The following is a 25,572-nucleotide window of genomic DNA, read 5'->3' as shown; positions in this document are numbered from 1 at the left end:
CTGAAATCGGAATCACTGGTCGGTTGATCCGAACAATAAAGGTCGGCCCATGAACAAGCTGGAACTGTTGCGCACTTTCGTTCGCGTCACCGAGATGTCGAGTTTTACCCTCGCCGGTGAAAGCCTGGGTTTGCCCAGGTCCACCGTGTCCGAGCACGTCCAGGCCCTCGAAATGCTGGTAGGCACGCGGTTACTGCAACGCACCACGCGTAAGGTTCAGGCGACTCAGGATGGCCTGGTGTTGTACGAGCGCAGCAAGGATTTGCTGTCGCACATGGACGAAATCGAAGGGTTGTTCCGCCAGGACGAAGCGTCGCTCGTTGGGCGGATTCGCATCGACATGCCGAACATTCTGGCCCGTCGGGTGGTGATGCCGCGTCTGCCCGAGTTCATGGCTCAGCACCCCAATCTCGAGCTGGAAATCAGCAGCACCGACCGCCGGGTCGATGTGCTCAGCGAAGGGTTTGATTGCGTGGTGCGAGTCGGCGCGCAGCCGGATCAATCGGTGGTCGCGCGTCACTTGTGCGATTTCACCATGGTCAACTGCGCCAGCCCCGAGTATCTGCAGCGTTATGGCGTGCCTGAACGGCTCGAAGACCTGACGCAGCATCGACTGGTCCATTACGTCGGCGTATTGGGTTCGCGGTCGGAGGGTTTTTTGTACGAGCAAGAGGGCAAGCTGCATCGATTGCCAATGGCGGGCAGCGTCACGGTCAACAGCACCGATTGTTACGAGTCGGCGTGTCTAGGCGGTTTTGGTTTGATCCAGGCGCCGCTGATGGGCATGCAGCCCCACCTGCGCAGCGGCGAGCTGGTGGCGGTGCTGCCGCAATTCAATGCGCCATCCATGGAGGTTTCGCTGCTCTACGCCCGGCAACGGCATTTACCGTTGCGGGTGAGAGCGTTCATGGATTGGCTCGGGCAAGTGATCCAGTCCACCACTTGAAAAATAATACAAAACCTGTGGGAGCGAGCTTGCTCGCGATAGCGGACTGGCAGTCAACATCGATGTTGAATGTGATGGCCTCATCGCGAGCAAGCTCGCTCCCACAGGGTATTGCGCGGCTTCAGAAGAGTTTGGTGAAGAGCCAATACAAACTGCCCGACAACAAAATCGCCGCCGGCAAGGTCAGCACCCAGGCCATCAGCAGGTTGCGGATGGTCTTCATCTGCAAGCCGCCGCCGTTGGCGACCATGGTCCCGGCCACGCCCGATGACAGTACGTGTGTGGTCGACACCGGCAGGCCGAACATGTCCGCCGCGCCGATGGTCAGCATCGCGACGGTTTCCGCCGAGGCGCCTTGCGCATACGTCAGGTGGGTCTTGCCGATCTTCTCGCCGACCGTCACCACGATACGTTTCCAGCCGACCATGGTGCCCAGCCCCAAGGCGATGGCCACCGCGATTTTCACCCATAGGGGAATGAACCGTGTGGCGTTGTCGATCTGCTGCTTGAACAGTTGCAGCTTGCCGCTGGTGTCGGCGTCGAAGTTGCCGACCTTGTTTTTGTCCATCAGGCGAATGGTTTCGCTGGTCAGGTACATGTCGTTACGCACGTTGCCCATGGCCTCGGCCGGGACTTTCGAGAGTGAGCCGTAGCCCTTCACTTCGTTCCCGATATAGCCGGTCAAGGCGGCGAGGGCGGGGATCAGTTGGGGTGAGGCTTCCTTGCTGCGCATGTATTCGGACAACACCGCGCGAGGATCGGCGGGCGCTGGCAGCGGCGAACTTTTGACCAGCGCTTGTTGGGTGACTTCGGCCACGGCGGCAAACTGCAGCGCCTGGTCCGCCGGCATGGTGCGGTTCAGTGCGTAAGCCATCGGCAGCGTGCCGACCAGAATCAGCATGATCAGGCCCATGCCTTTCTGGCCGTCGTTGGAACCGTGAGCGAAAGACACACCGGTGCAGGTCAGGATCAACATGCCGCGAATCCACCAAGGTGGCGGCGTGTTGCCCTTCGGTGCTTTATACAGCGCACGATTCTTGACGAAAGCCCGCAAGGCCAGCAGTAACAGCGCGGCGAACGCGAAGCCGATCAGCGGCGACAGCAACAGCGCGTAACCGACTTTGGTTGCCTGCGCCCAGTCCACGCCGCTGGTGCCGTCACGACCGTGCATCAGGGCATTGGCCACGCCGACACCGATGATCGAGCCGATCAGGGTGTGCGACGAAGACGCCGGCAAGCCCAGCCACCAGGTGCCGAGGTTCCACAGGATCGCGGCGATCAACAGGGCGAAAATCATCGCGAAACCGGCGGAGGAACCGACTTGCAGAATCAGCTCCACCGGCAGCAGGGCGATGATGCCGAACGCCACCGCGCCGCTGGACAGCAGCACCCCGAGGAAGTTGAAGAACCCGGACCAGGCCACCGCGAAATTCGGCGGCAAGGAGTTGGTGTAAATCACTGTGGCCACGGCGTTGGCGGTGTCGTGAAAACCGTTGACGAACTCAAAACCGAGGGCAATCAGCAGCGCCACGCCCAACAGTAGAAACGGCGTCCAGGTGGTCACCACGGTGCCGAGTTCATTCATGTCGTGCATCAGGCTGTAGGCGGTGAACAACAGCCCGCTCCCCAGCACTGCGAAGAAAATCACGATGGTGAGCAAGCCGGGCTTTTTATCGAGGTGCGGTTTGGCGCTACTGGTGGGCGCGTGGGCGGCGGTGAAGGAAGGAGTAGCCATGACGGACAATCCTGAGGGAGAAGGAGTGTCGCCCATGATCGTTGCTGAATGTTACAGAGAGGCTGCGTTGGGTCAGTGTTTTGGGTTTTTAGAGTCAGAAGATCGCAGCCTCGTTTCACTCGACAGCTCCTACATTTGGAATGCGCAACCCTGTAGGAGCTGTCGAGTGAAACGAGGCTGCGATCTTTTGATCTTAATAATCCTGGCGTTTACGAAACGCCCAACGCCCGGCGATCACGGTAAACGTCGCGACCAACGCCACCAGAATCCAGAACCCTTCCGGGTCGCCGGAAAGCGGCACCCCACCGACGTTCATGCCAAAGAACCCGGCGATGATGTTGATCGGCAACGCCAGCACAGTGACCACGGTCAGGGTGAACAGCGTGCGGTTGCTCTGTTCGTTGAGGTTGGCGGCGATTTCTTCCTGCAACAGCTTGATCCGTTCGCCCAGCGCCGTGAGGTCGTTGATGATCAGCGCGAACTCCTCGGTGGACTTGCGCAATTCCTTCACATCCTCCTTCTGCAACCACAGCGGCGGGCGATTAAGCAGGCGCAGCAACGAGCCCGGTTCCAGCGCCAACAAGCGTTGCAGGCGTACCAGCACCCGTCGGTTGGCACCCAGCTCTGCCCGGTTGGTCGACAGCCGCGAGGACAGCAATTCATCTTCGATCTGATCGACACTGAGGCTGGTCTTGCGCACGATCTGGGTCAGCACTTCGCCCTGATCGCGCAGCAGATGCACCAGCAATTCCAGCGGTGAGCGAAAGCATTCACCGGCCTTCACCGACGAACGCAGCTTGTCCACCGAGTGCAGCGGTTGCAGTCGCGCGCTGACGATCAGCCGACTGCGGGCGCAGACCCACAGCGTCGAAACATCGGAGGAAACCATGCTACTGAGGTTGAACACCACGTCGTTGACCACCGCCAGCAACGCTGAATCCACATGCTCGATGCGCGTCGAACGGGAGCCCTCATGCAGCGCTTCGAAAAATTCGTCGGGCAATTCCAGATGGCTTTTCATCCAACGCTCGCACGCCGCATGAGCCAGGTTGAGGTGCAGCCAGAGAAATTCGTCGTTGTCGCCGGGCTGTTGCAGGCACTGCAACGCCTTGGCCGAATCGAGCTCCCGGCCGCGCTCGCCGGGGCGAAAACTGAAACCGTACAGCAGACCGAACAGGTCCGTGTCGCGATGACTTTGGTCGATGCTGTGGTTCATGAGGTCTCGCTGTGAGGAGGCGCCTGTCGCGGGTTTCACAGGTTCACTTGAGCCGCATCATCGCAAGGAGTTTTAACAGTTTTGTGACAGAGCAGTGAAGGCGAAGTAGTGGCACTGCCGACGGTCGGATTTGATTAAAGAACCGCTCTGGGACGCCGATCTTGCTTACGTTAACTTGCACGGTTTTGGCCACTGGCCAAGGTCGCAGACAGGGATGTCCGGACACCTTTCACGCCTGATCGCGGCGTGCCTTATCCCTGCCATGAGATCACTCGATGTTTTTGCAAAAATCCCTGAGAGCACAAATCCTTGCCTTGTTGAGCGGCAGCCTGTTGGCCATGTTGCTGATCGCCCTGGCCTGCTTTCACTTTCTGTCCAGCGGTGTTCAGAACTACGCGAATCTGATCGAAGGCCCGCTGCACACCTCGCAATTGATCGATGAAGCCAACCTGCAATTCAAGGTGCAGGTTCAGGAATGGAAAAACGTTCTGCTACGCGGCAAGCAGCCTGCGGACTTGGACAAATACTGGAAGCAATTCGAGGACCGTCAGCGCGATGTGCAGGACATCCTCGGTGAACTGGCCGGACAGAAGGGTATCGAGCCGTCACTCAAGACTCGCATCGAACGCCTGCGGGACGAACATCGTCTGTTGGGCGCGGCTTATCAGAAGGGCCGTGACGCCTACGTGGCGGCAGGTGCCGAGCCAACGGTTGGCGACACGGCGGTCAAAGGTGTGGACCGCGCGACCAGCGAGCAGATGAGTGAGTTGGTCAGCGAATTGCGCAAGCAGGGTGCTGAGCAATCGAAGCTGATCAGCGCCGACGCCGACCGCACCGTGTTGCTGGGGATCATAGTGATGCTCGCCTCGGGTCTGTTGATCGGGTTATTGAGCCTGTGGCTGGTCAACCGCAACCTGGTGGAACCGATACGCAAACTGATCGAGTACGTGGCGCAACTCAGCCAGGGTCGTTTCGCCGAACGCGTGGCCAGCACCCGTCAAGACGAGTTGGGCAAACTGGCGATGGCCGCCAATACCCTGCGCGATTTTCTTGCCGAAACCTTCAACCGTTTGCAGCGCAGCGCCTCGGATCTGGACAGCGCCAGCGGTGAGCTGAATTCCATCGCCAGCCTGATGGCCAGTGGCACTAACGAGCAGTTCAACCGCACCGATCAGGTGGCCACGGCGATGAACGAAATGTCCGCTACCGCGCAAGAAGTCGCACGTCACGCTGCCGATGCGGCACGTGCCGCCGATGATGCCGACCAGTCCGCCCAGCAGGGCGAAAAGGTCATGCAGGGCACCATTCACACCATCACCCAAATGCGCGGCGAAATCGCCAATACCGCCACGGTCATCCGTCGTCTGGAAACCGACAGCGGGCGCATCGGCAAGGTACTGGAAGTGATTCGCGGCATCGCCGAGCAGACCAATCTGCTGGCGCTCAACGCCGCCATCGAAGCAGCCCGTGCCGGTGAAGCCGGGCGCGGTTTTGCGGTGGTGGCCGATGAAGTCCGCAGCCTGGCCCAGCGCACGGCGGCGTCGATCATCGAGATCAACCAGATCATTCAAACGGTGCAAACCGGTGCGGTGGACGCCGCTCAGGCAATTGAAAGCGGTCAGTCGCGCAGTGAGGAAAGTGTCGAGCAAGTGACTCAGGCCGGCGCCATGCTGGAGCGCATCACCCTTGCCGTGGAAGCCATCCGCGACATGAACCGCCAGATCGCCACCGCCGCGGAAGAGCAGACATCGGTGGCTGAAGACATCTCGCGCAACCTCACCGAGATCACCAGCATCGCCAGCACCAATCTGGATAACGTGCAGCGCACCGAAGCGGCCAGCCACAACCTGCATGGGTTGTCAGGGCAGTTGAATGAAGTCACGGCGCGTTTAAGCGCGTAACGGGAATGACTGTGTACCGGTTTGCTTACTGAGTCGGTACACAGTCGATCTCAAGTCCGCAGTGTCGATGTCGATGACCACGGTAATCCCAAATCCCAATGGAAAACCGCCATGGTCAGCATCACTTCCGTTTCGATCACCCCGACGGCCTCGACTGCTTCGAACAAGACTGCCCTCAGCGACAGCACCGAAGACACCTCAGTCACGGCAACCGCTGAGGCGTCCAGCGACACCACCAAGGTATCCGCCGGCGGCGCCCCCGCGGCGAGCGGCAGCAGTTCCAGCAGTAGCGAAGAATCCGATACGGTGAAAGAACTGCGCAAGCAGATCGCCGAGCTGCAAAAGCAATTGCAGGAACAACAGCAGCAACTGCAAGCGGCCCAGGCCAAACAGGAAAGCGCCGAAGCCAAAGCGGCGGAGGTTGCGGCGGCTCAGTCGCAGATTGCGACGACTTCGGGCTCGTTACAGACCGCGACGGCGGCGTTGTTGCTGGCGTTGCAGGAGTCCGGTTCAAGCACTTCGGGGTCTCTGGTCAGCACTTCGGCCTGATATCCCGTTCAGTAGGCATGACCGCTGGTCGGATTCGACGCTTCAAACCCATTGATTTAGAGGGTACCTGTTACTTCTGACAGTAGACGGGGAGCGTTCCGAACGGCTTGATGATCGGGTCAGCGCAATGGCGCGATTATCCCGATAAGGAGTGTTCCTATGTCTACGCTTGAAGTGTTGGAAAAACTGACGATCCCGAGCATGACGCCGGTCGAAGGTCAGGAGTATGAGGGCGAGGTGTCTTTACCCTCGGCTCCCGGTCTGCGGGCGTTAGTCCCTGGCAAACAGGGTTTGAGCGAAGGGGATCATCTTGAGGTGGTATGGATCACCAACGCTGGCACTGAAACAGTTTTTACGCATGAGATCACCGAGATCGAAGAAGTAAACCCTGTGCATTTCTATGTGAAGGAAAGCTTCATCACACCGGGTTTGGTGACTACCTTTTACGAGGTTGTCAGAGACGACCGAATCTGGCGCTCCAAGCCGTTGATCATTATGGTCAAGTGATTCGAGCCTGGCAGATCACACCCGCAAGCTGGAATCGCCGGCACCGCACTGATCCGACCGATCGTGGCGATGTCTGCTGCCGCTGCTTGCCCCATTTCAATCCATCTCTGCATGAACAGTGTGGTGGGATTCTAGCGGGCTGATGCTGCGTTGGCGCGGCTTGATTGCCTGAATTTGACGTGCAAAAAAGCCGCGCGATCCGAAGATCGTGCGGCTTGGTGTTTGTGTATCAGGTGTCTTGTTTGTTGCTCAGTACTTTGCCGGTGGTGGCATCGAAGTCCACATCAAATTCTTTGCCGTCAGCGGTTTTCAGTTCCACTTCGTATTCATAGTTATTGAAGTGGTTGTCCAGATCCGTGTCGGTGATGGTCGCGCCCGGATGCAGTTTTAGAGCAGCCTGGTTCATTTCTTCCAGTGGCTTGATCTTGCCGCTTTTGACCAGCTCGGGAATCTGGTCGACGCGGACATCGGCCTGGGCCAGACCAGCGGTAAGAGTCAGGGCTGCGGCAGTGAACAGGGCAGTCAGGGTTTTCATGAAGTTCTTTCCTTGGGTGATTCGTTTAAGTGGGATCAAGTTAACCGGCGCAACTTAATCCACCCTTAATTCTCCAAACACGACTGGGTAGCGATCGTTCCCACGTTCATCAATAACCGTTGTTCTGCAGCAACTGCGCAACGCTGGCCGCCGCCGGGCGCTTGTAAAACTTCAGCAGTTCGCTGGCGCGGTTGGTGAAGATGCCGTCGACACCGGCGTCCATGACTTTCTGGTAATCCACGGCATCGTCGATGGTGTAAACGTGCACCAACAAGCCCTGATCGTGGGTGTACTGGTTCATCCAGGGTTGCACCAGGTCCGAGTAACTCTGATCACCGCCCTTGGTCAGCGCGGCAGAAGGGCCGGTGCCGATTGCGCCCTGGGCTTTGGCGTACTCGACCCATTGCTGGAATTCGGCTTTGTCTTTCGGTTGCTGTTTGGCGTAGTAAGTGGCTTTGTCCTTGTCGCCGGACTCGGCAAACGTCACTTTGGATTTCGGCTCGATGCTGCCTTCACCGACCCACAGCAGGAGAATTTTCGGCACTTTCGGCATTTCCTTCTCAAGCAGTTCGAGGCTGCTCTTCTCGAAGGTTTGCAGCACGACTTTACCTTTGCCCTGGCCAACCGCCAGGTCGCTCTTCGCCAGTTTCGAGCCGGCCGGGCTCAACCAGCCGCGATCCTGAAGTTTTTCCTTGAGGTCGCGCTCGATCCCGGGAAATTGCTTCGGTTCTTTGGTTTCGATGTACAGACCGGGCTTGTGCATCGGATTGCCTTGGGCAATGTCGATGATTTCGTCGAGGGTCAGAATTTTCAGACCGACATACGAAGGACGCGCGCGATCCGGGTAGGCGGTGTTGAACCAGCTGCCAGCATCCAGGGTTTTCAGCTCGGCGATAGTGAACTCGTTGGCCGGGCGGTCCTTGCGCTCAGGGAATTTACTGGCGACGTCGGTGGTGCGTTGCAGGTTGTCGTCGTGCAGGGCGAACAGCACGCCATCCTTGCTGCGTTGCACGTCCATTTCCAGGTAGTCGGCACCCAGGTCGCGGGCCAGTTTGTAGGCCGCTGCGGTGGATTCCGGGGCATCGAAGGACGCGCCACGGTGGGCGATCACGGCCGGATGCGGAATGCCCATACGGGTTGCCAGTGCGGTGGGGCTTGGCTCGCTGGCGGCCTGTGCCTGGCCGAGGCCCAGCATCAGGCTCAGCAACAGGGCGCTCTTGGTGAAGGTAACAGGCATGGTCGAGGTCCTTTCGCAGATTTTCAAAGACGTCTCTTTTAACAACTGAGCGCCGCTTGCGCTATCGCCAGACCGACATAAACGTGTTTAAAGCAGATTTTTTCAGCGCTTTTGTGCGCTTCTTTGCAGTACTCTTGGCCCCGGCAGTTACCCCGGCAGAGGGAACGCCCATTCGCTTGCCCTGCGTGTAAACCATCGATCACCGGTCCTTTGCGACCTTCTGTGAGGTTTATCATGCGCATCACTTCCGAGCTCATCTGCCAGGCCGCCGACCAACTCAAAGGCTTCGTCGGCCTCAATCGCAAGACCGGCCAGTACATTGTTCGTTTCAGCGAAGACTCCTTCGGCATGGACGTGGCTGACGACGGCATTATTCCCTCCAGCGAATTCGTCTGGGCCCCAGGTTCCGCGCAGGCCATGACGCTCAAGCGTGAGTTGATTCAGTTGTTGCTGGATCAGAATATCGATGACCGGATCAACATCACCGAGCCGTTGCGGGTGTACATGAATCGGCTGGAGGTGCCGGAGATTTCGGCGGTTCGCAGTCTTGTGCAGAGCTGAGTTTTGCGGTGACTGTGCGGGCCCTATCGCGAGCAAGCTCGCTCCCACATGGATTATGTGTCGATCACAAGACCAATGTGGGAGCGACGGTGCGACGATTCGACCTGCTCGCGAAGACGGACTGAAGAGCGCCGCATCATTTACTGTTTGAACGCATACGCCCGCTCAACCTTGCACACCCGCGTATGACACGCCGAATACCACGTCGACCGCCCGCGCTCGCGAATCTCACTGTGCTCGGGATGATGTTTCCACGCCAGAATCGCCGCTTCGCTGGCCCAGTAGGACACCGTAATCCCGAGCCCGTCTTCACCCCGAGCCGATTCCACTCCCAGGAAACCGGGTTGCTCACGGGCCAGTTCGACCATGCGCGTGGCGGCCTGCTCGTAACCGTGATCACCGTCGGTGCGCAGGGAGGTAAAAATCACCGCGTAGTAAGGCGCTGGTGGAGTCTTGGCGATCATGGCTTCTGCTTCTTGCAGGCGGCGATCAACGCACGGACCAGTGGCGGCAGCTTGCCCTTGAGCGCTGCTCGTTCAGGTTGGAACAGCGTCGCGACGAAGAACGGATGCCCTTTGAGTTCCACCGCCCGCAAGTCGCCCGAAGCATCGTGTCCAACGGCGCACAGCTGTTGGGTCAACAACTCACGTTCGAACGCCGGATTAACGCCGTAGCGGCAGCGATACCCTTCGACAATCTCAGCGCTTTCGTACGCCTCGGCGATCAACGAGCCTTCAACCAGATGGATGCTGTTGACGGCCTCCACCAGCGAACAGGTCAGTGGCGTGATCAGCGCTCGCGTCGCATCCGGCGATGTCTCGCCATGTTCGGCATCGTCCCAACCCAGAACATTTCGGGCGTATTCGAGTACGGCGTGTTGAAAACCGCCACAGGTACCCAGGAAGGGCCGTTGCTGCTCACGGGCAAAACGAATTGCCCGCAACGCACCGTCCATATCGCGGTAAGGGCTGGCGGGCACGCACCAGAAACCGTCGAAATCAGCCAATGGCGCATCGGCGCTGATGCGGTCGGTGGCCAACCATTGGAACTGCACGTCTGTGTTTGCCTGTTCAGCAGCCATGCCGAGGGCGATGGGAATGGCCTGGTGAGCAGTGACTTGCGGATCGTAATCGCCGATCAGGGCGATGCGGATTGGGCGGGTTTCCATGTGTGCGCTCCACGCTTGTTGATTCCTGGCACCCACTATAGATTGGCGTTCACGCACTCAATATTGGCGTTATCCCAATTGATCAATGCACCGACGCACTATCGACTGGACTACTCCGACCTGTCCCTGATCCTCGCGTTGGTACGCGGCGGTTCTCTGGCCCGGGCATCGACGTTGTTGAAGGTCGACGTCTCGACCGTATTTCGCGCCGTGCGCCGACTGGAAGCTGCGCTGGGCCAGCAACTGTTCGAAAAAAGCCGCGCCGGCTACTTGCCCACCACCTTGGCGCAAACTTTGGCCGAGCAGGCTGAGCGGGCCGAACAGGCGCTGGAGGCGGCACGCATTGGCGTGGAGCAGGGCGGTGAAGTCATCAGCGGCACGGTGCGCCTGACCTGCACCGATTCGGTCTTGCAGGGCTTGCTGCTGCCTGCGTTGGCGACGTTCATGCCCGGCTACCCGGCGCTGACCATCGAGCTGAGTACCTCCAACGACTTCGCCAATCTCAGCCGCCGGGATGCGGATATCGCCTTGCGCCTGACTCGTACACCGCCCGAGCACTTGGTGGGCAGGCGATTGGCGCAGGTTTCCTATCGAGTCTGTGCCAGTGAGGCGTATCTGAAATCGGTCGATTCCGAAGACTTGGCTTCGCTGACCTGGATTGCCCCGGACGAATTCCTTCCCGATCACCCCACCGTCGTGTGGCGACGTCAGCAGTTGCCCGGCGTCACACCGGGTTATCGCTGCAACAGCATGTTGTCGGTGACTGAGCTGGTGCGGGCCGGGCTCGGTGTCGCGGCCTTGCCGGACTTCCTCATCGGTGACGGGCTGCAGCCGTTGAGCGAACCACTACACGGTTACGACACAGCGCTCTGGTTGCTGACCCGCCCGGACTGCCGCGCCTTGCGCTCGGTGGTGACGTTGTTCGATGAGTTGGGGCGGGCGTTGAAGTTGCCTTGAGGGGCTTCACGCGTTCGGTGGATCCTTGCGCACCAGGTGTTGATGCATCTCCGAAGTCAGGCTTTCGATGCGTTCGGTGAGGGCCTTGGTCATTTCGGTGAGCCGAGTGTTTTGCTCGAGCAGTTCCAGCAGTTGCGCGGTGTTCTGCGCCGCTTGTGCCTGGCGTTCGCTGTTAGCGACGGCGAGGGATTCGCGGTGTAGGGCGTCGGCTTCGGACTGGGCCTTATCCCGCGCCGCCTGGCGGGTCTGGGCCAGCAGGATCAGCGGCGCGGCATACGCCGCTTGAAGGCTGAAGGCGAGGTTGAGCAGGATGAACGGGTAGAGATCGAAGTGGGCCACGCCCAACAGATTGAGGCAAATCCATACCACCACGATCAACGTCTGCGCGCCGAGAAAGGTCGGTGTGCCGAAGAACCGCGCAAAGGCCTCGGCGCGCAGGGCGAACTTGTCGTTGCCGAAGGTGGGCGCCAGGTGTGCGTGGGTGCGATGAAAGCGCAGGTGGTCGACTGGGGGGAGGGCGTGTTTAGTGTCAGAAGTCGTGGTGGTCATGGTGCTCTCTGCTATGGCGCTGGGACTGAGGCTCACTATAGCCCCAGCGCCAGTTTCATTCTGAAACACATTGCGGAGTTTTTTCGGCGTTACCGATTACCGCTGAAGCAGCGGACATTGTCATTTATTGCAACTCGATTTAGAGCTGATAGCAGGCCAGGAACATGTCCAGCGCCGACTCCACCACCGTGGTCTGCATCTCCGCTGACAGGCCAGGCAGGCCCATGGAAATCTGTGGCCAGAATGCAAAGGATTTGAGCATTCCCTGAATCTGTTGCGCAGCGAATTCGGGGTCGACCGGTTTCAAGCGGCCGTCGGCCTGAGCGGCGCGGATCCACACGGTCAGGCCTTCTTCGTGCTCACCCATTCGCGCGACCATATTCTGGGCGCGCTCCGGGGAATGGATGGTGGCGGCGATGGCCACACGAGCCAGGTCGAGAAAATTGTCATCGCCCAGCATCTGCAATTTCGCCATCAGCATCTGGCGCATCTGGTCGCGCAGCGGCAGGTCGGGGTGGTAGGGCGTTTCCTGCTCTGCCGTCACCCGCGCCCACAATTGATTGAGGATTTCGGCGAACAACTCTTCCTTGCTGGGGAAATGGTTGTACACCGTGCGCTTCGACACACCGGCGGTGGCAGCGATCTTGTCCATGCTGGTGATGTCGAAACCGTTGGCACGGAATTCGGCAATCGCCGCCTGAATGATGGCTTCGCGTTTTCGGTCGGTGAGGCGCTGTGGAGCTGTCATAAGTACGCTTCGGCAGGAAGTGGTGAGAATTACACTCGGCAGTTTACTTGCGATCGGCTTTGATGCAACCTAGAAACTACACTGTGCAGTGTAATGTTTTGTTAATCCTGTGCAGTGAAGAATAGAATCTCCGGCTGATGCGTGCGTGCCTTGGCCATTTATCGTCCCAAGCGGAAAACTGCGAGTCAGGTGGTTTTCCTGGAGTCATTCAGTCATGGCCACTTCAACTTCCCCATCGGATAACGCCTCTACGCCGCAAGCTTCCCGTCAGGTAGAAGGGCTCTTTCGAAACCATGCGCTGGTAAAGCGCGAAGGCTTTCGAAAAACCCTGCGCATCATGTGGAACATGATCTTCCACAAACCGCGTGACACCCGCCCGACGGCGCCTGTCCCGGTGCAAACCCTGACGCAGGCAGCGTTGATCGCCGCCCCTGACCACAGCGTTTATCGCCTCGGCCATTCCACCGTACTGCTGAAACTGCGGGGCAAATTCTGGATCACCGACCCGGTCTTCGCCGAGCGCGCCTCACCCGTGCAATGGGCCGGCCCCAAGCGCTTCCATCAGCCGCCGATCAGCCTCGAAGAGCTGCCGCCGATTGAAGCGGTGATCCTGTCCCACGATCACTACGACCACCTTGATTATCAAGCGGTGCTCAAACTGGCGGATAAGGCCAAGTACTTCCTTACACCGCTGGGCGTGGGCGACACCCTGATCAAATGGGGCATCGACGCCAGCAAAGTCCGACAACTGGACTGGTGGCAGGGCACCGAGGTCGACGGTATTCAGTTCATCGCCACACCTTCGCAACATTTTTCTGGTCGAGGTCTGTTTGATGGCAACAGCACGCTGTGGGCCTCGTGGGTGATGATCGATGGCGACACGCGAATCTTCTTCAGCGGCGACAGCGGTTATTTCGATGGCTTCAAACGCATCGGTGAACAGTACGGCCCATTCGATCTGACGCTCATGGAAACCGGTGCCTACAACGTTGAGTGGCCGCATGTTCACATGCAGCCGGAGCAAACCCTACAAGCACACATCGACCTCAAAGGCCGCTGGTTATTGCCGATTCACAACGGCACGTTCGATCTGTCGATGCACGCCTGGTACGAACCTTTCGACCGCATTCTGGCGTTGGCCTGGGAGCGGAATGTGTCGATCACCACGCCGCAGATGGGGCAGGCGTTTAATGTGATGTATCCGCAGCGGGGTAGCACTTGGTGGTCGGAGATGGAAAACGTTGGCGATCAGGTGGAGCCTCAGAACGCATAACGTTGTGAAGCCGGGCTGCTTACCTGCAAGCGGCCCGGGCCGACACCTCACTCAACCATCGCATAATCCGCCCGCCCCACCGGATCAGGTGTCGCCCCTTTCACATTCATCCCTCTCCCCGGCGCAAACCCCGGGAAGAACACCAACCCCTCCGATTCAAACCGATATGCCAGTGCCAGCCTCGTAACATCCAGCACATCGCGTTCATCCTCAAATCGCTGAATAGCGTCCACCGAAACCCCGGATTCCCGAGACAGCTCCTCCACACTCCAACCCAGCATCGCTCGGGCCTGAGCGCTATGCGCGGGGGTGAACTGGAAAAGGGCGATACGTTCCAGGGTGATTTTCATCGCAAGAGAGGCCATGGTGTTCTCCGGGCTCAAGAGTGCTGATTCAAAAAAATACTGTGTTTTTGTACAGTTGTTTTGAGCCCGAATCAAACTCATTTTTTGATCGATTCTATTTTTCCTCTCAGGCAGGCGCGTTGGACCGACTACGCTATTTTTAGGCGGGCTGAAAGCTCAATGGGTTTTCAACACCCGTCAGCAGCAATGTTTGAACGTCAGCTTTCTGATTTTCAATACAAGGAAAGGTGGCGTTTCAGAGGCTGTGCGCCACAGCGTTATGCAGGGAAGGGAATCATGAAAAGACTACGTCTGCTATGTGCCCTGATCGGTTTTACAAGTCTGCCCGTCCTGGCCGATATGGAATCGTCGAACAAAGATGCCTTTGTCACCCACCTGATAAATCAGATGACCCTGGAAGAAAAAGTCGGCCAACTGCGACTGATCGCGATTGATGAAAACATGACGCCCGAAAGGATGTGCCAAGAAATCACTGCCGGGCGCATTGGGGGTACGTATGGCTCTGTGAGCCGTTACATAAACCGACCCATGCAGGACGCGGCTCAACATAGCCGCCTGAAAATACCGATGTTTTTCGGCTGGGACGTGATACACGGTCATCGAACCATTTTTCCCATTGGCCTGGCATTGGCCTCCAGCTGGGATATGGACGCTATCGAGTTGAGCGGTCGAACGGCGGCGAAAGAAGCCAGTGCGGACGGTATCGATATGACCTTTGCACCGATGATAGATATCGCCCGTGATCCTCGCTGGGGGCGTACATCCGAAGGCTTCGGTGAAGACACCTATCTGGTTTCGCGCATTGCCAAAGTGATGGTTCAGGCCTACCAGGGCAAAAGCCTGAATGCACCCGACAGCATCATGGCCAGCGCCAAACACTTCGCGTTGTATGGAGCTGTCGAGGGTGGACGCGACTACAACAGCGTCGACATGGGCCTGGCCAGAATGTACCAGGACTACCTGCCACCTTATCGCTCGGCGATTGAGGGTGGCGCGGGAGCGGTGATGGTGGCGCTTAACTCGATAAATGGTGTGCCGGCAGCGTCCAATGCATGGTTGATGCAAGACCTGCTTCGCAAAGCATGGGGCTTCAAGGGGCTGGTCATCAGCGACCATAACGGGATAAACGATCTGGTTCAGCATGGTGTTGCGAAGAATCCCCGCGAAGCGGCCAAGCTCGCGATCAGGGCCGGGGTTGATATGAGCATGAACGACTTCTCCTATGGTCCGGAGCTACCCGGGCTGCTTGAGTCTGGCGCTGTTTCCCAGAGCAATATCGATAACGCAGTGCGGGAAGTCCTGGGGGCCAAGTACGACATGGGGCTGTTCGAAGACCCTTACCGGCGCATCGGCGTTGCCAGTGAAGACCCCGCTGATAACAATGCCGAAAACCGTCTGCACAGAGCGACAGCCCGTGAGGTGGCACGCAAGACATTGGTGCTGCTGAAGAATGAAAACGGGCTCTTGCCGCTAAAAAAAGAGGGCGTGATCGCGCTCATAGGCCCGTTGGCAAAAAGTACCGTCGACATCATGGGCAGTTGGTCCGCAAGCGGCGTGCCCTCGCAATCGGTGACGATCTACGACGGGCTGAAAAGCGCTATGGATAAGGGCTCGCTGATCTATGCCCGAGGCGCCAATCTCGAGGAGGATCAGGAGGTTGTTAAATACCTGGAATATCAGGGGGTGTCCGAAATCGCGAACGACGCTCGTCCGGCAGCAGAGATGATTGACGAAGCGGTCAAGGCTGCACAGCAAGCCGATGTTGTGATTGCAGTGGTGGGCGAGCCCCGCAGTATGTCTCATGAGGCGGCCAGTCGAACCAGCCTTGATCTGCCTGGGCGCCAGAGTGAATTGATCACCGCCCTGAAAGCCACCGGCAAGCCGCTGGTACTGGTATTGATGAACGGCCGGCCACTGTCCATCGGCAAGGAGCAGAAACAGGCCGATGCAATTCTGGAAACCTGGTACAGCGGCTCCGAGGGAGGCAACGCCGTTGCCGATGTATTGTTCGGTGACTACAACCCCTCCGGCAAGTTACCCATCACCTTTCCACGCTCCGTGGGGCAGATCCCCAATTACTACAGTCACTTGAACACCGGTCGCCCCTACCTGCCAGGTGGGCTTCGCAACTACACGTCTCAATATTTCGATCAATCCCCTGGTCCGCTTTATCCCTTCGGCTATGGGCTGAGTTATACCGATTTCAGCCTGACCGACATGGCCCTGTCTTCGGCCACACTGAACAAAACCGACAAGCTCGTCGCCAGCGTCATAGTGAAGAATACCGGCCAGCGCGACGGCGAAACGGTGGTTCAGCTGTATATCCGCGATGTCGTTGGCTCCCTCAGCCGTCCGGTCAAAGAACTGAAGAACTTTCAAAAAATCATGCTCAAGGCCGGAGAAGAGAAAGCGGTCCACTTCAGCATTGATGAGAACGACTTGAAGTTCTTCAACGCTCAGTTGGAATACGCCGCCGAGCCGGGCGAGTTCCAGGTGCAGATCGGTCTGGATTCTCAGGATGTGAAGGCGCAGAGTTTTGAGCTGCTATAAGGCCGAGGTATTAGCGGCAGTGGCCTCTCTTTTTGGGCTAACTACTTCGCCCCCTCCAACCAGACGGACGGTGCCTGCCCCAGTACACGACGAAACATGGTCGAGAACGCAGCGGGGCTGTCATAGCCAAAATCCAGGGCAATCCGCGTCACCGGTTCACCCACCGCCAAGCGCGCCAGTGCCAGCGCCACACAGGCCCGCTGCCGCCATTGGCTGAAACTCATACCGGTTTGTTGGCGGAACAGGCGATTGAAGGTGCGCAGACTGATATGCAACTGATCGGCCCATTGCTGTGGCGACTGGTGAGCGTCGGGCCGCTGCACAAAGCCCTGGCACAACGCGAGCAGCCGCGCATCGACGGGCAGGGGAATGTGCAACGGCAGGTGAGTGCTGCGCGTCAGTTCATGCAGCAGCAAGCCGATCAACGTACCGTCGCGCCCACGCTCGTCATACGCCAGCGGGATCTCCACCGCCTCCATCAGTAAATGCCGCATCAACGGCGAAACGCTGATCACCTGGCAGCGATCCCCCAGATCCATCGCCCCCGGCTCGATATACAAACTGCGCGTGCTCACCCCCAGCATCAGCACCTCATGCGCCACCCCCGGCGGAATCCACACCGCCCGCTGCGGCGGCACCACCCAACTGCCATCATGTGTACTGACCTGCATTACCCCCGTGGTGCCGTACAACAATTGCGCCCGCCGATGTGTATGACGAGGCAACAAATGGCCGTGGGAATAATCCGTACCGATGGCCACCACCGGCCGTGGCGTGTGGTCCAGCAGATCAATCGAAACATTGCGCATCGAGCAGTCCCAGCGGTTGGCGTAAACGCGAACATTATTGGCTGACTTGCTGAGGCAGGCCAAGGCTCATCGTTCTATCGTCGACCGCTCTCAACCAACGGACGACCTCAATGTTCTATCTTCTGCTGGCACTCTTTGGCTGCATGACCGGCATCACCGCGGTGCTGTTCGGCTTCGGCGGCGGCTTCGTCGTCGTGCCATTGCTGTACCGCATGCTCATGACCAGCCACGGCACAGACGACCCCGTCAGCCAATCGGCGATGCACATTGCTGTGGCAACCTCGACCTGCGTCATGATCGTCAACGCAACGATCGCCACCGGAAAACACCGACGCGCCGGTAATCTCATTCGTCATTACCTGTGGCCGTTGGGCGGGTTTATCGGCGTGGGCGCGGTAGTCGGCGCCATAGCGGCGATGTGGGTAAGTGGCGAGGTGATTCGCTATGCCTTCATCGCGTACCTGGGCGTGACCATCGCCGATTGCGTGTTGCGACGCGGCTTTCTTACAGCGCCCGACACCGCCATCCCACGGCGATTGGGAAGGGCAGAAGTGTCTGGCGGCGGTGTAGGAATCGGCACCATCGCCACGTTTCTCGGCGTAGGCGGCAGCGTCATGACCGTGCCGTTGTTGCGGCGTTGCGGGCTGAGCATGTCCCAGGCGACGTCCATGGCCAATCCGCTCAGTTTGCCCGTGGCGCTGGCCGGGACGCTGACTTACATGGTGATGGCTGGGTTTACTGAGTATGGTCTGGGGCCGTGGTTTGTCGGTTATGTGGATCTGTTGGCGTTTGCGGTTTTGACGGTGGGGTCGCTGGTGGGGATTCGGTTGGCTACGCCATGGATTGGGCGGATACCGGATCGAACCCATGCGCGGGTGTATATCGGTTTGCTGGTTTTGGTGATGCTTGGTATGTGGGTCAAGTAGGGTTGGAATCAGGAGGTTTTTTCGCAAGAATAAGTCTTTGCATTGATCAAGATTTCACGCAGGAGAACTGCATGTCGATCCTCGAAAGTGACTGGAAGAAATTCAAGGAGCTGCGCAAGATTGCGTTAGATCGTTTCTGCCAAGGTGTTCTCGCCGATGCCAAAGCTATCGCCGAACATGGCGCGCTTTCGGCGCATGCTCGATATGGAATGCTCTACGGCCTGATCCATGATCGAAACAAGGACATGGCCCGAGCCTTTGACCAATACAGCCAATCCCGTTCCAGCGCGCTCACTGGTTTGCGTTTGATGGTCATGCATGACTTGCTGACCGACGCAGAGTTATCAGTTCTGAGCAAAGATGCGCTGGACTACATCTCGGATGTTGGTCGCCGGCCCTATGAGCTTGAATGGGTCGAAGAGATCGTGAGCCGGGACTGACAGTCGTACAGATTTCATAAAAGGACCACGCATGTTGATCTTCAACTGCACCGAAGCAGCCAGCAACCTTTTCAGCCGCGTCCACAAGGGTAAGAAAATGACCCCGGTGGAGAAACCGCCATCGCCCGTTATCGAGGACGATGAGCCGGTTGAATTTGCGGAGCAGTGGCTGGTCCATGCCATCACCGTGCAACGCAAACACGTGCTGTTCGTCATTCACATACAAACCCGCTACTGCATGATTTTTGCGGATGCGAAGAAGGCTGACGTTAAAGGTTTCATTCAGCGGTTTTCTGATCGTTGGATGAACGGACTGATGCGTGATGCACTGCACCATGATGTCCTGCAATGGGTTGGTCATGACTCTATGCTTGAACGATTCAATGAAAGCTGCCGCCAATACAGGCTGTACAAACGCGGTCATCGCAGTGCGCAAGGCCATATAGGCGAAATCGCCTGGATCTTTGAGGATTACGCCGCAGAGTGGGGTTGTTTGCCACCTGACGAGATCATGGCAGGTCGCTTTGACGCGAAGATGAACCACTTCATTAGAGGCAGCAAAAACGCCAAAGGCTATTTAGTGCCGGATGAGGAGATGATGGCTCACTGGATGCGTCAGTACTGTGGACTCGACGAGCCTGGCATCCAGGCCGCACGTAATCGACGTGATGAAGTCAAACGAGAAATACGGGAGCTGGAAGCGGCCTACGCGAAGCAGGGCCAGCCACCGCAGTAATGCTATGAAGCAAGTTACTTATCCGCCAACCCCGGCGCTTCACGAACAATAAAGTGATCCAGGTTCTCAATATTTGCACTGAACCCCCCGAACGTCTGCTCGGGGTTTTTCTTGCTCGGCACCTGCTTCAACTCCGGCGTCACACCATAAAAGAAGCAATACAACTCTTTCCCGCTCTCACTGGCGTGCTTGATCTCTTCCAGAAACGCTTTGCGCTTGCGGTAGTTGTCGATCAGCTTTTTGCTCAGGTAAACGTTGACTGAATAAGGCTTCTTCTTTGCCTCGTCCGCTTGCTTGAACCAGACCTTTTGTTCGAAGTCGATGCGAAAGCTCTGCGTGTAATCCTTGATCTCCTTGATCTTGCCCCAGTAAATCAGCCCCCTGTTGTCCGTCAGGTATTCGATCTTTTTGAAGAACGACCCATAAGGCGCCGTGTGCTCGCCAATCTTCAGCGGCATGCGCTTGAGCAGCTCCTTGTCCTCGAAGTTCGACACAAAACACTCCACCGGATGGGCGAAGACACTGGTCTTGTCCGGTGCCGACTCGCGGCTCGGGTGTTCGACATCACTGGCCGCTGAAGAGGGTTTCGGATCGTCCCGCACCACGTCAGCCGCCACCGCCGGGTTCGACGGCTTACGCACATACTCACGCCGCGTCAGCAACAACTCCGACGGGAAATGCTCCTCGCGACTGTCATCCGTTTCCGCGCCGTCCGCGTCCGCACCTGACGCCGAAGCCTTGAGACTGACATAAGGACAATCCGCCACATGCCGGGTGCTGGGCGTGTTCTTGAAGTGCGGGGTGCGCACGTAGTTCACGTTTTTGGCGTTGAACGTGGTCAAGACATTCGCCGCATCGAAGGCCAAACGACAGGCATCGTTGGGGCATTGGAAGTGTTCTTTGGCGGAATCGAAATCCATGGTCTCGTCGAAATTCAAATCGCGCACGTCATAGATCGACAGCTTGTCGTCGAGGCTGAGGCAGTAGGCGAGGTCGAATTTCATGGTGGGCTCGGGTCCTTGAGGGGGGAAGGGTATTAATAGCGGGAGGCGGGACGGGTTGCACTGACTGTTTTCAATACAGCGCAAAAACTGCGGCGACACACCAAGCCTGTGGGAGCGAGCCTGCTCGCGAATCCCTGCATCAACTCGGTCTACATGCCCCGCGCTGAGTCAGTAGCAACGCAACTTACGGTGATGAATCCAGTTCAACTACTCAGCCTTCAGCCGCTCCACCTTCGTATACAGCGAGGAAGTGAATTCATCCCTGTCGCTCGAATGGTGACAACGACGATGACAGTTCGGGCAAAGCGCCACAGCATTGCTCGTGCGATCCGAGCCCTCCTGCGCCAAATGCTTAACGTGATGAACCTCAAGAAACGGCCTGCCATCCTTTTCAAACGGAGCCGGCTCGCCACAGCCTTCGCATTTGCCTTCAGCCTGCTGGCGAACCCACGCTCTCACTTCAGGATCGCGAACATAAGACTTTCCGCTCGACTGAGTTTGCTCTGGTCGCTCAATCCCCTTCGGCTCATCTTTAAGCGGTTGCCGCTCAAGTTTGGCTGCTCGCAGCTCCAGCGTTACCTCGTCTGCCGTCGGGGCAAAATCCTCGGGCGTCAAAGTGCTTGGCGCGTTTAGCGCTTCACGAATGCTTCGCGCAACATTCGCGCCGACATTCTTGGCGGGTTTGTATCCCTCAATGCGAGCTCGGCCCAGTTCGACCAGCACGGTAGAGATGTTTTGCATCCGAAACTCAACAGATCCTTTAGTCCTACCGGCTAAGGCTCCCTCACGCAGGATGCGATTTTCCTCAGTCTTAACGACTTTCTGACCGCTCTGTTCGCGGGACAACATGCTGAGATAGGCATCGACCGCAGCCTGAATCTCCACGTCACTCCAATCGCTATTGCTCTTTTCAGTGTCCATACAATCGCCGAGGGTTGAAAACCCTCGGACGATACTGAGTGGCTATTACGACTGTCTACGAAAATTCCTACAGAAAAGTCAGATGCATCGCTCAATCGATCCTACAAGGGGACCACCGCACTAACCCACCGAATGCTTTGACGACTGAAACACCTCCACAACCTTCCGCCACCAAGGCTTAACCACCGGCACCCGCCGCCGCGTGCGATTGAGCAACAGATAAGGCATGTCCCGCAGCCGAATCCAGCCTTCATCCTGCCAATGCAACAGACTCAACGACATCTCCGGCCAATCCAACAAACTCAACATCGGCCGATCCGTGTTCTTCGACGGCGTCGCATCACGCAAGGCAGGAACCACCTGATGAGTCAGCCATTCACGCAACAACCGATGCCCCGGCGCGTAGTGATATACCAGCAACGCATACGCACCGGACTCGCTGATCATCAACCGCTTCTCCGGTTGGCCGTGGTACTCAATCAACAACGTATGTCTCTGATCCTCGTCCAGTTTGCTGACCACACGATCATTCAGATGGAAGCCCATTAAGCGACCTAGACCGCGGGCGCAGAACCATGGCTGGTTTTCTAGTAGGAGGGCATGTAGGGCAAGGTTGTGGCGAGTGAAGATTGTTACAGAGAAGGGATCAGTCATGACTGATCTCCAGAATGGCGAGAGTGCGGGGTAGATCGTGTTCAGGCATATCCATTACCTCTACGTTTAGATTTAGGAGGGCCTGACCCCAACGTAGAGTGGACTTAAAAAATCCCAACGAACAAAGCCTTCACACATCCGAACAACAAATCACCAAAAAGGTGAATTGTGCATCTGTGTGATTGGCCAAGCTTCTACGTTGGGCGTTTCTTAGGCACCTTCAATGGAGCTTAGAGGTGCTTTGAATGGGCATCAATGCGGACGGAGCTGTAAGTGCTGTAGGAGTTTTAGCGTCGTAGCGTAGGGAAGGAAAAAAGTTTTTCATTCCCCAATAAAAAGCCCCGATCAGATCGGGGCTTTTGCTTTTCGATTTTTCGATTCAGAGCGCAATCGTCAAATCGCGGCGAGCTCCAGGAATCAATCCCAGCTCAACGCCCCACCAGTCTGATACTCAATAACCCGAGTCTCAAAGAAATTCTTCTCTTTCTTCAAGTCCATAATCTCGCTCATCCAAGGGAACGGGTTAGTTGTCCCTGGGTACTCTTCCTTCAACCCAATCTGCGACAAACGACGGTTAGCGATGAACTTCAGGTAGTCCTCCATCATCGCCGCGTTCATGCCCAACACGCCGCGAGGCATGGTGTCACGCGCGTATTCGATTTCCAGCTGAGTGCCTTGCAGAATCATCTGCGAAGCTTCTTCCTTCATTTCAGCATCCCACAGGTGCGGGTTTTCGATTTTGATCTGGTTGATCACGTCGATGCCGAAGTTCAGGTGCATGGATTCGTCGCGCAGGATGTATTGGAACTGCTCGGCGACGCCGGTCATTTTGTTGCGGCGGCCCATGGAGAGGATCTGGGTGAAGCCGCAGTAGAAGAAGATGCCTTCCAGAACGCAGTAGTAGGCGATCAAGTTGCGCAGCAATTCTTTGTCGGTTTCGACGGTGCCGGTTTCGAACTTCGGATCGGAGATCGAACGGGTGTATTTGAGGCCCCAGGTGGCTTTTTTCGCGACCGATGGGATCTCGTGGTACATGTTGAAGATCTCGCCTTCATCCATGGCCAACGATTCGATGCAGTACTGGTAGGCGTGGGTGTGGATCGCCTCTTCGAACGCCTGGCGCAGGATGTACTGGCGGCATTCCGGGTTGGTGATCAGGCGGTACACGGCCAGCACCAGGTTGTTGGCAACCAGGGAGTCGGCGGTGGAGAAGAAGCCGAGGTTGCGCATGACGATGCGGCGCTCGTCGTCGGTCAGGCCTTCCGGGTCTTTCCAGAGGGCGATGTCGGCGGTCATGTTGACTTCTTGCGGCATCCAGTGGTTTGCGCAACCGTCCAGGTACTTCTGCCAGGCCCAGTCGTACTTGAACGGGACGAGCTGGTTGAGGTCGGCGCGGCAGTTGATCATGCGCTTTTCGTCGACAGCCACACGGGCGGAGGCGCCTTCGAGTTCGGCGAGGCCTTCGGCGATGTCGAGGTTGTCCAAGGCAGCTTTTGCACGGGCGATTGCGGCGGAGTCGGACGCGGTTACAGCGCGGGCTTCTTGAGCCGCGACGCCACCAGCGGTGTCGAGGCGGTCCATGTTGGCTTCAGTTGCGTGGCCAGCGTTGGCGCCTTTTACAACGGTTTCGCCGCTGTCTTCTTTGTCGAATTCGTCCCAGCTCAGCATGACGTGTCGTCTCCTGCGTGAGGGCCATTTGCCCGTGTGAAAACTGATTGGTTGTTTTTCACACGACCGTACTGGCCGCGTTGGATAGCGTTTTTTGCAGCGGTACACGCAGGCAAATAAACATAATTTTGTACGGGGTTCCGAGAGCCTCTGACGGGCGCTGAAATCGGTGAGGACTTCGGCGTGGGCTTCAGACTGGCTGTTATCCCTGTAAGGGAATATTGCAGGCCCGTTTAAGGCGGCATTATAGGGAAATTTTTGCGGTCGTGGTGGGGCGAATCCGCGCATGGAGCGCACGAGAAGGAGTGTTTTTCGGTCGGAGCGAGGGTTTACAGGGCTTTGGCTGGATGTCGCGGGTGCAGATTTTTTTTCATAAATTTTAGCGGGCAATTTTTTTGTTCAAAAAACAGCCAAAAAATTGCCTTTTTCACTACATGTTGTGTTTTGAGTCGGTTTTCGAAGGCCACAGACACAACTAAGCCCGACCGAAGTCGGGCTGTAACGTCACGCTACATGATCAGCTGAAGCGAGCGGCACCCACGTGATCTGCGCCATCGGCAGCCAGTTTGGCAGCGCCGGTGTGATCAAAACCGTCAGAGGCGAGTTTGGCAGCGCCCGTGTGGTCGGAGCCATCGGAGGCGAAAGACGCCGAACCGGTATGGTCGTAACCGTCAGAAGCGACAGCTGCTTGTGTGGTGTAAGTAGCCGAGCCAGTGCGGTCGTTGCCGTCAGCGGCGAAGGTGTTAGCGGCCAGGACGGAGAGGGTCAGGGCGAGGATCAGTTTGGTTTTCATGGTAGTGGCTCCAGGTTCGTTGGCGTCTTGTGCCTTGGTGTGGAATTGATACTACGCCAACTAATTCGATTAAAAAGCGCAAATAAACGCTTAAATAAATCGTATAAGTCGATATATAAGGTTCGGCGCTTCATCTGCCTTAAATAGCGGGCGGGTGGGTCGAACCTTGGGAGGGTGAGAGCGGGTGATTAGCCGTTAGAGCAGCCGTTACCCATGACGCTGTAACGAAGAATGTGGCGTTGGCCTTTGGAGTCGTCGTATTCCATTGTGGCTGGAACAACTTCACACACATTCGGGATTTCGCTCATGGAGATAACTTTGGCGATGTCCAGGTGAGTGGAGTAAGTGTATTCCTCAACGGCGGGTTGCTGCTGTGCGACATCAGTCGGGACCTCGTCTGCCATGGCGGTTGCGCACAGGCTGCTGAGGGCCAGAACTAATAAAGCTTTCATTTCAGATTTACCTTTTAGAGGTCGAGTGGGGTCACGCAACCTTTTTGGGGTTGCGTGTAGAACTTAAGTACTGGTTTTGGATTAACTGCCTTCGTGGGGGCTGCAACTGGGTTAATCACGTTGCCTGGTTGGCGAGGCTGATTTTAGGCGTGGGGTTTACATTCATATAGGCGTGCTTTTGATAAACACCTTTGGCGAATTTCGTAACAATCCCTGTAGGAGCTGCCGCAGGCTGCGATCTTTTGATCTTGGCGGCCGTTGAGGATCAAAAGATCGCAGCCTTCGGCAGCTCCTACAGGGGCCCTGGATAGCCGGGCTTGAGCGTGTCGACGAGGTATAGCCACATTTTGTAGGGGCTTGTTACTACCATCG

Annotated in this window: 27 protein-coding genes; 11 read left to right on the top strand and 16 right to left on the bottom strand. The window is 57.4% G+C overall.

What is annotated here, in order from left to right:
* The first annotated feature begins 49 nt into the window (after positions 1-49).
* Positions 50-946, top strand: a complete 897-nt coding sequence (locus EAH74_RS04970; protein WP_140676622.1) for a LysR family transcriptional regulator — start codon at positions 50-52, stop codon at positions 944-946.
* Positions 947-1,067: 121 nt separating this feature from the next.
* Here EAH74_RS04970 and EAH74_RS04965 read toward each other — a convergent pair whose 3' ends face one another.
* On the bottom strand, positions 1,068-2,681 hold the full coding sequence (locus EAH74_RS04965; protein ID WP_140676619.1) for an inorganic phosphate transporter: 1,614 nt from the start codon (positions 2,679-2,681) through the stop codon (positions 1,068-1,070).
* A gap of 193 nt (positions 2,682-2,874) precedes the next feature.
* Positions 2,875-3,897 carry a transporter gene (locus EAH74_RS04960; protein ID WP_140676616.1) on the bottom strand — a complete coding sequence of 341 codons (1,023 nt, stop codon included), beginning with the start codon at positions 3,895-3,897 and terminating at the stop codon, positions 2,875-2,877.
* Positions 3,898-4,172: 275 nt separating this feature from the next.
* Between EAH74_RS04960 and EAH74_RS04955 the strand changes: the two genes are divergently transcribed.
* From EAH74_RS04955 to EAH74_RS04945, 3 genes are all read left to right on the top strand, one after another.
* Entirely contained in the window at positions 4,173-5,798 is a 1,626-nt protein-coding gene (locus tag EAH74_RS04955) for a methyl-accepting chemotaxis protein (protein WP_140676613.1), read from the top strand.
* Between the two features lie 111 nt (positions 5,799-5,909).
* A complete protein-coding gene (locus EAH74_RS04950; RefSeq protein ID WP_140676610.1) occupies positions 5,910-6,347 on the top strand; it encodes a hypothetical protein in 438 nt (145 codons plus the stop codon).
* Between the two features lie 159 nt (positions 6,348-6,506).
* Positions 6,507-6,854 carry a hypothetical protein gene (locus tag EAH74_RS04945; RefSeq protein WP_140676607.1) on the top strand — a complete coding sequence of 116 codons (348 nt, stop codon included), beginning with the start codon at positions 6,507-6,509 and terminating at the stop codon, positions 6,852-6,854.
* Between the two features lie 229 nt (positions 6,855-7,083).
* On the opposite strand, the gene EAH74_RS04940 is transcribed toward EAH74_RS04945, so the two are convergent.
* Together EAH74_RS04940 and EAH74_RS04935 are read right to left on the bottom strand one after the other, a co-directional pair.
* Positions 7,084-7,389: a PepSY domain-containing protein gene (locus EAH74_RS04940; RefSeq protein ID WP_140676604.1), complete on the bottom strand. Its 306-nt coding sequence runs from the start codon at positions 7,387-7,389 to the stop codon at positions 7,084-7,086.
* 109 nt (positions 7,390-7,498) lie between these two features.
* Entirely contained in the window at positions 7,499-8,626 is a 1,128-nt protein-coding gene (locus EAH74_RS04935; RefSeq protein WP_140676602.1) for a glycerophosphodiester phosphodiesterase, read from the bottom strand.
* 234 nt (positions 8,627-8,860) lie between these two features.
* Between EAH74_RS04935 and EAH74_RS04930 the strand changes: the two genes are divergently transcribed.
* Positions 8,861-9,187: a DUF2025 family protein gene (locus EAH74_RS04930; protein WP_140676599.1), complete on the top strand. Its 327-nt coding sequence runs from the start codon at positions 8,861-8,863 to the stop codon at positions 9,185-9,187.
* Between the two features lie 140 nt (positions 9,188-9,327).
* On the opposite strand, the gene EAH74_RS04925 is transcribed toward EAH74_RS04930, so the two are convergent.
* The gene (locus EAH74_RS04925; RefSeq protein ID WP_140676596.1) at positions 9,328-9,651 is read right to left on the bottom strand and encodes an antibiotic biosynthesis monooxygenase family protein; all 324 of its coding nucleotides are present in this window, start codon (positions 9,649-9,651) and stop codon (positions 9,328-9,330) included.
* On the bottom strand, positions 9,648-10,355 hold the full coding sequence (locus EAH74_RS04920; RefSeq protein ID WP_140676593.1) for a CTP synthase C-terminal region-related (seleno)protein: 708 nt from the start codon (positions 10,353-10,355) through the stop codon (positions 9,648-9,650). Before EAH74_RS04920 ends, EAH74_RS04925 begins: the two co-directional genes overlap by 4 nt.
* Before the next feature lie 15 nt (positions 10,356-10,370).
* Here EAH74_RS04920 and EAH74_RS04915 point away from each other — a divergent pair, with 15 nt between their 5' ends.
* Entirely contained in the window at positions 10,371-11,312 is a 942-nt protein-coding gene (locus EAH74_RS04915; protein WP_140677277.1) for a LysR family transcriptional regulator, read from the top strand.
* Positions 11,313-11,318: 6 nt separating this feature from the next.
* On the opposite strand, the gene EAH74_RS04910 is transcribed toward EAH74_RS04915, so the two are convergent.
* Both EAH74_RS04910 and EAH74_RS04905 read right to left on the bottom strand, forming a co-directional pair.
* The gene (locus EAH74_RS04910; protein ID WP_140676591.1) at positions 11,319-11,861 is read right to left on the bottom strand and encodes a DUF1003 domain-containing protein; all 543 of its coding nucleotides are present in this window, start codon (positions 11,859-11,861) and stop codon (positions 11,319-11,321) included.
* A gap of 139 nt (positions 11,862-12,000) precedes the next feature.
* Positions 12,001-12,609, bottom strand: coding sequence for a TetR/AcrR family transcriptional regulator (locus EAH74_RS04905; protein WP_140676588.1), 609 nt, complete (start codon positions 12,607-12,609; stop codon positions 12,001-12,003).
* A gap of 214 nt (positions 12,610-12,823) precedes the next feature.
* Between EAH74_RS04905 and EAH74_RS04900 the strand changes: the two genes are divergently transcribed.
* Positions 12,824-13,882, top strand: a complete 1,059-nt coding sequence (locus tag EAH74_RS04900) for an MBL fold metallo-hydrolase (protein ID WP_140676585.1) — start codon at positions 12,824-12,826, stop codon at positions 13,880-13,882.
* 47 nt (positions 13,883-13,929) lie between these two features.
* Here EAH74_RS04900 and EAH74_RS04895 read toward each other — a convergent pair whose 3' ends face one another.
* Positions 13,930-14,247, bottom strand: a complete 318-nt coding sequence (locus tag EAH74_RS04895) for a helix-turn-helix transcriptional regulator (protein WP_140677275.1) — start codon at positions 14,245-14,247, stop codon at positions 13,930-13,932.
* Positions 14,248-14,523: 276 nt separating this feature from the next.
* Between EAH74_RS04895 and bglX the strand changes: the two genes are divergently transcribed.
* Positions 14,524-16,797 carry a beta-glucosidase BglX gene (bglX, locus tag EAH74_RS04890; protein ID WP_140677273.1) on the top strand — a complete coding sequence of 758 codons (2,274 nt, stop codon included), beginning with the start codon at positions 14,524-14,526 and terminating at the stop codon, positions 16,795-16,797.
* Between the two features lie 41 nt (positions 16,798-16,838).
* Here the strand turns inward: bglX and EAH74_RS04885 are convergent, their stop codons facing one another.
* A complete protein-coding gene (locus EAH74_RS04885) occupies positions 16,839-17,606 on the bottom strand; it encodes an AraC family transcriptional regulator (RefSeq protein WP_140676582.1) in 768 nt (255 codons plus the stop codon).
* Between the two features lie 110 nt (positions 17,607-17,716).
* Here EAH74_RS04885 and EAH74_RS04880 point away from each other — a divergent pair, with 110 nt between their 5' ends.
* The 3 genes from EAH74_RS04880 to EAH74_RS04870 all read left to right on the top strand — a co-directional run bounded on the left by EAH74_RS04880 (position 17,717) and on the right by EAH74_RS04870 (position 19,708).
* Positions 17,717-18,532: a sulfite exporter TauE/SafE family protein gene (locus EAH74_RS04880; protein ID WP_140676579.1), complete on the top strand. Its 816-nt coding sequence runs from the start codon at positions 17,717-17,719 to the stop codon at positions 18,530-18,532.
* Between the two features lie 71 nt (positions 18,533-18,603).
* Positions 18,604-18,972, top strand: a complete 369-nt coding sequence (locus tag EAH74_RS04875; RefSeq protein WP_140676576.1) for a hypothetical protein — start codon at positions 18,604-18,606, stop codon at positions 18,970-18,972.
* 31 nt (positions 18,973-19,003) lie between these two features.
* Complete coding sequence (locus tag EAH74_RS04870) at positions 19,004-19,708, top strand: DUF6933 domain-containing protein (RefSeq protein ID WP_140676573.1); 705 nt, start codon at positions 19,004-19,006, stop codon at positions 19,706-19,708.
* A 14-nt stretch (positions 19,709-19,722) separates the two neighbouring features.
* On the opposite strand, the gene EAH74_RS04865 is transcribed toward EAH74_RS04870, so the two are convergent.
* The 6 genes from EAH74_RS04865 to EAH74_RS04840 all read right to left on the bottom strand — a co-directional run bounded on the left by EAH74_RS04865 (position 19,723) and on the right by EAH74_RS04840 (position 25,200).
* Positions 19,723-20,712 carry a hypothetical protein gene (locus EAH74_RS04865; RefSeq protein ID WP_140676570.1) on the bottom strand — a complete coding sequence of 330 codons (990 nt, stop codon included), beginning with the start codon at positions 20,710-20,712 and terminating at the stop codon, positions 19,723-19,725.
* 207 nt (positions 20,713-20,919) lie between these two features.
* Positions 20,920-21,633 carry an HNH endonuclease gene (locus EAH74_RS04860; RefSeq protein ID WP_140676567.1) on the bottom strand — a complete coding sequence of 238 codons (714 nt, stop codon included), beginning with the start codon at positions 21,631-21,633 and terminating at the stop codon, positions 20,920-20,922.
* A 120-nt stretch (positions 21,634-21,753) separates the two neighbouring features.
* A complete protein-coding gene (locus EAH74_RS04855; RefSeq protein WP_140676564.1) occupies positions 21,754-22,287 on the bottom strand; it encodes a BRO-N domain-containing protein in 534 nt (177 codons plus the stop codon).
* Between the two features lie 417 nt (positions 22,288-22,704).
* Positions 22,705-23,955, bottom strand: coding sequence for a ribonucleotide-diphosphate reductase subunit beta (locus tag EAH74_RS04850; RefSeq protein WP_008034875.1), 1,251 nt, complete (start codon positions 23,953-23,955; stop codon positions 22,705-22,707).
* Between the two features lie 517 nt (positions 23,956-24,472).
* Positions 24,473-24,748, bottom strand: coding sequence for a hypothetical protein (locus EAH74_RS04845; protein ID WP_140676561.1), 276 nt, complete (start codon positions 24,746-24,748; stop codon positions 24,473-24,475).
* Between the two features lie 188 nt (positions 24,749-24,936).
* Positions 24,937-25,200, bottom strand: coding sequence for a DUF2790 domain-containing protein (locus EAH74_RS04840; protein WP_123368728.1), 264 nt, complete (start codon positions 25,198-25,200; stop codon positions 24,937-24,939).
* Positions 25,201-25,572: the final 372 nt, after the last annotated feature.

This window comes from Pseudomonas mandelii (assembly GCF_006438925.1).
Classification (GTDB): domain Bacteria; phylum Pseudomonadota; class Gammaproteobacteria; order Pseudomonadales; family Pseudomonadaceae; genus Aquipseudomonas; species Aquipseudomonas mandelii_C.
This window is presented reverse-complemented; position numbering and strand designations above follow the sequence as displayed.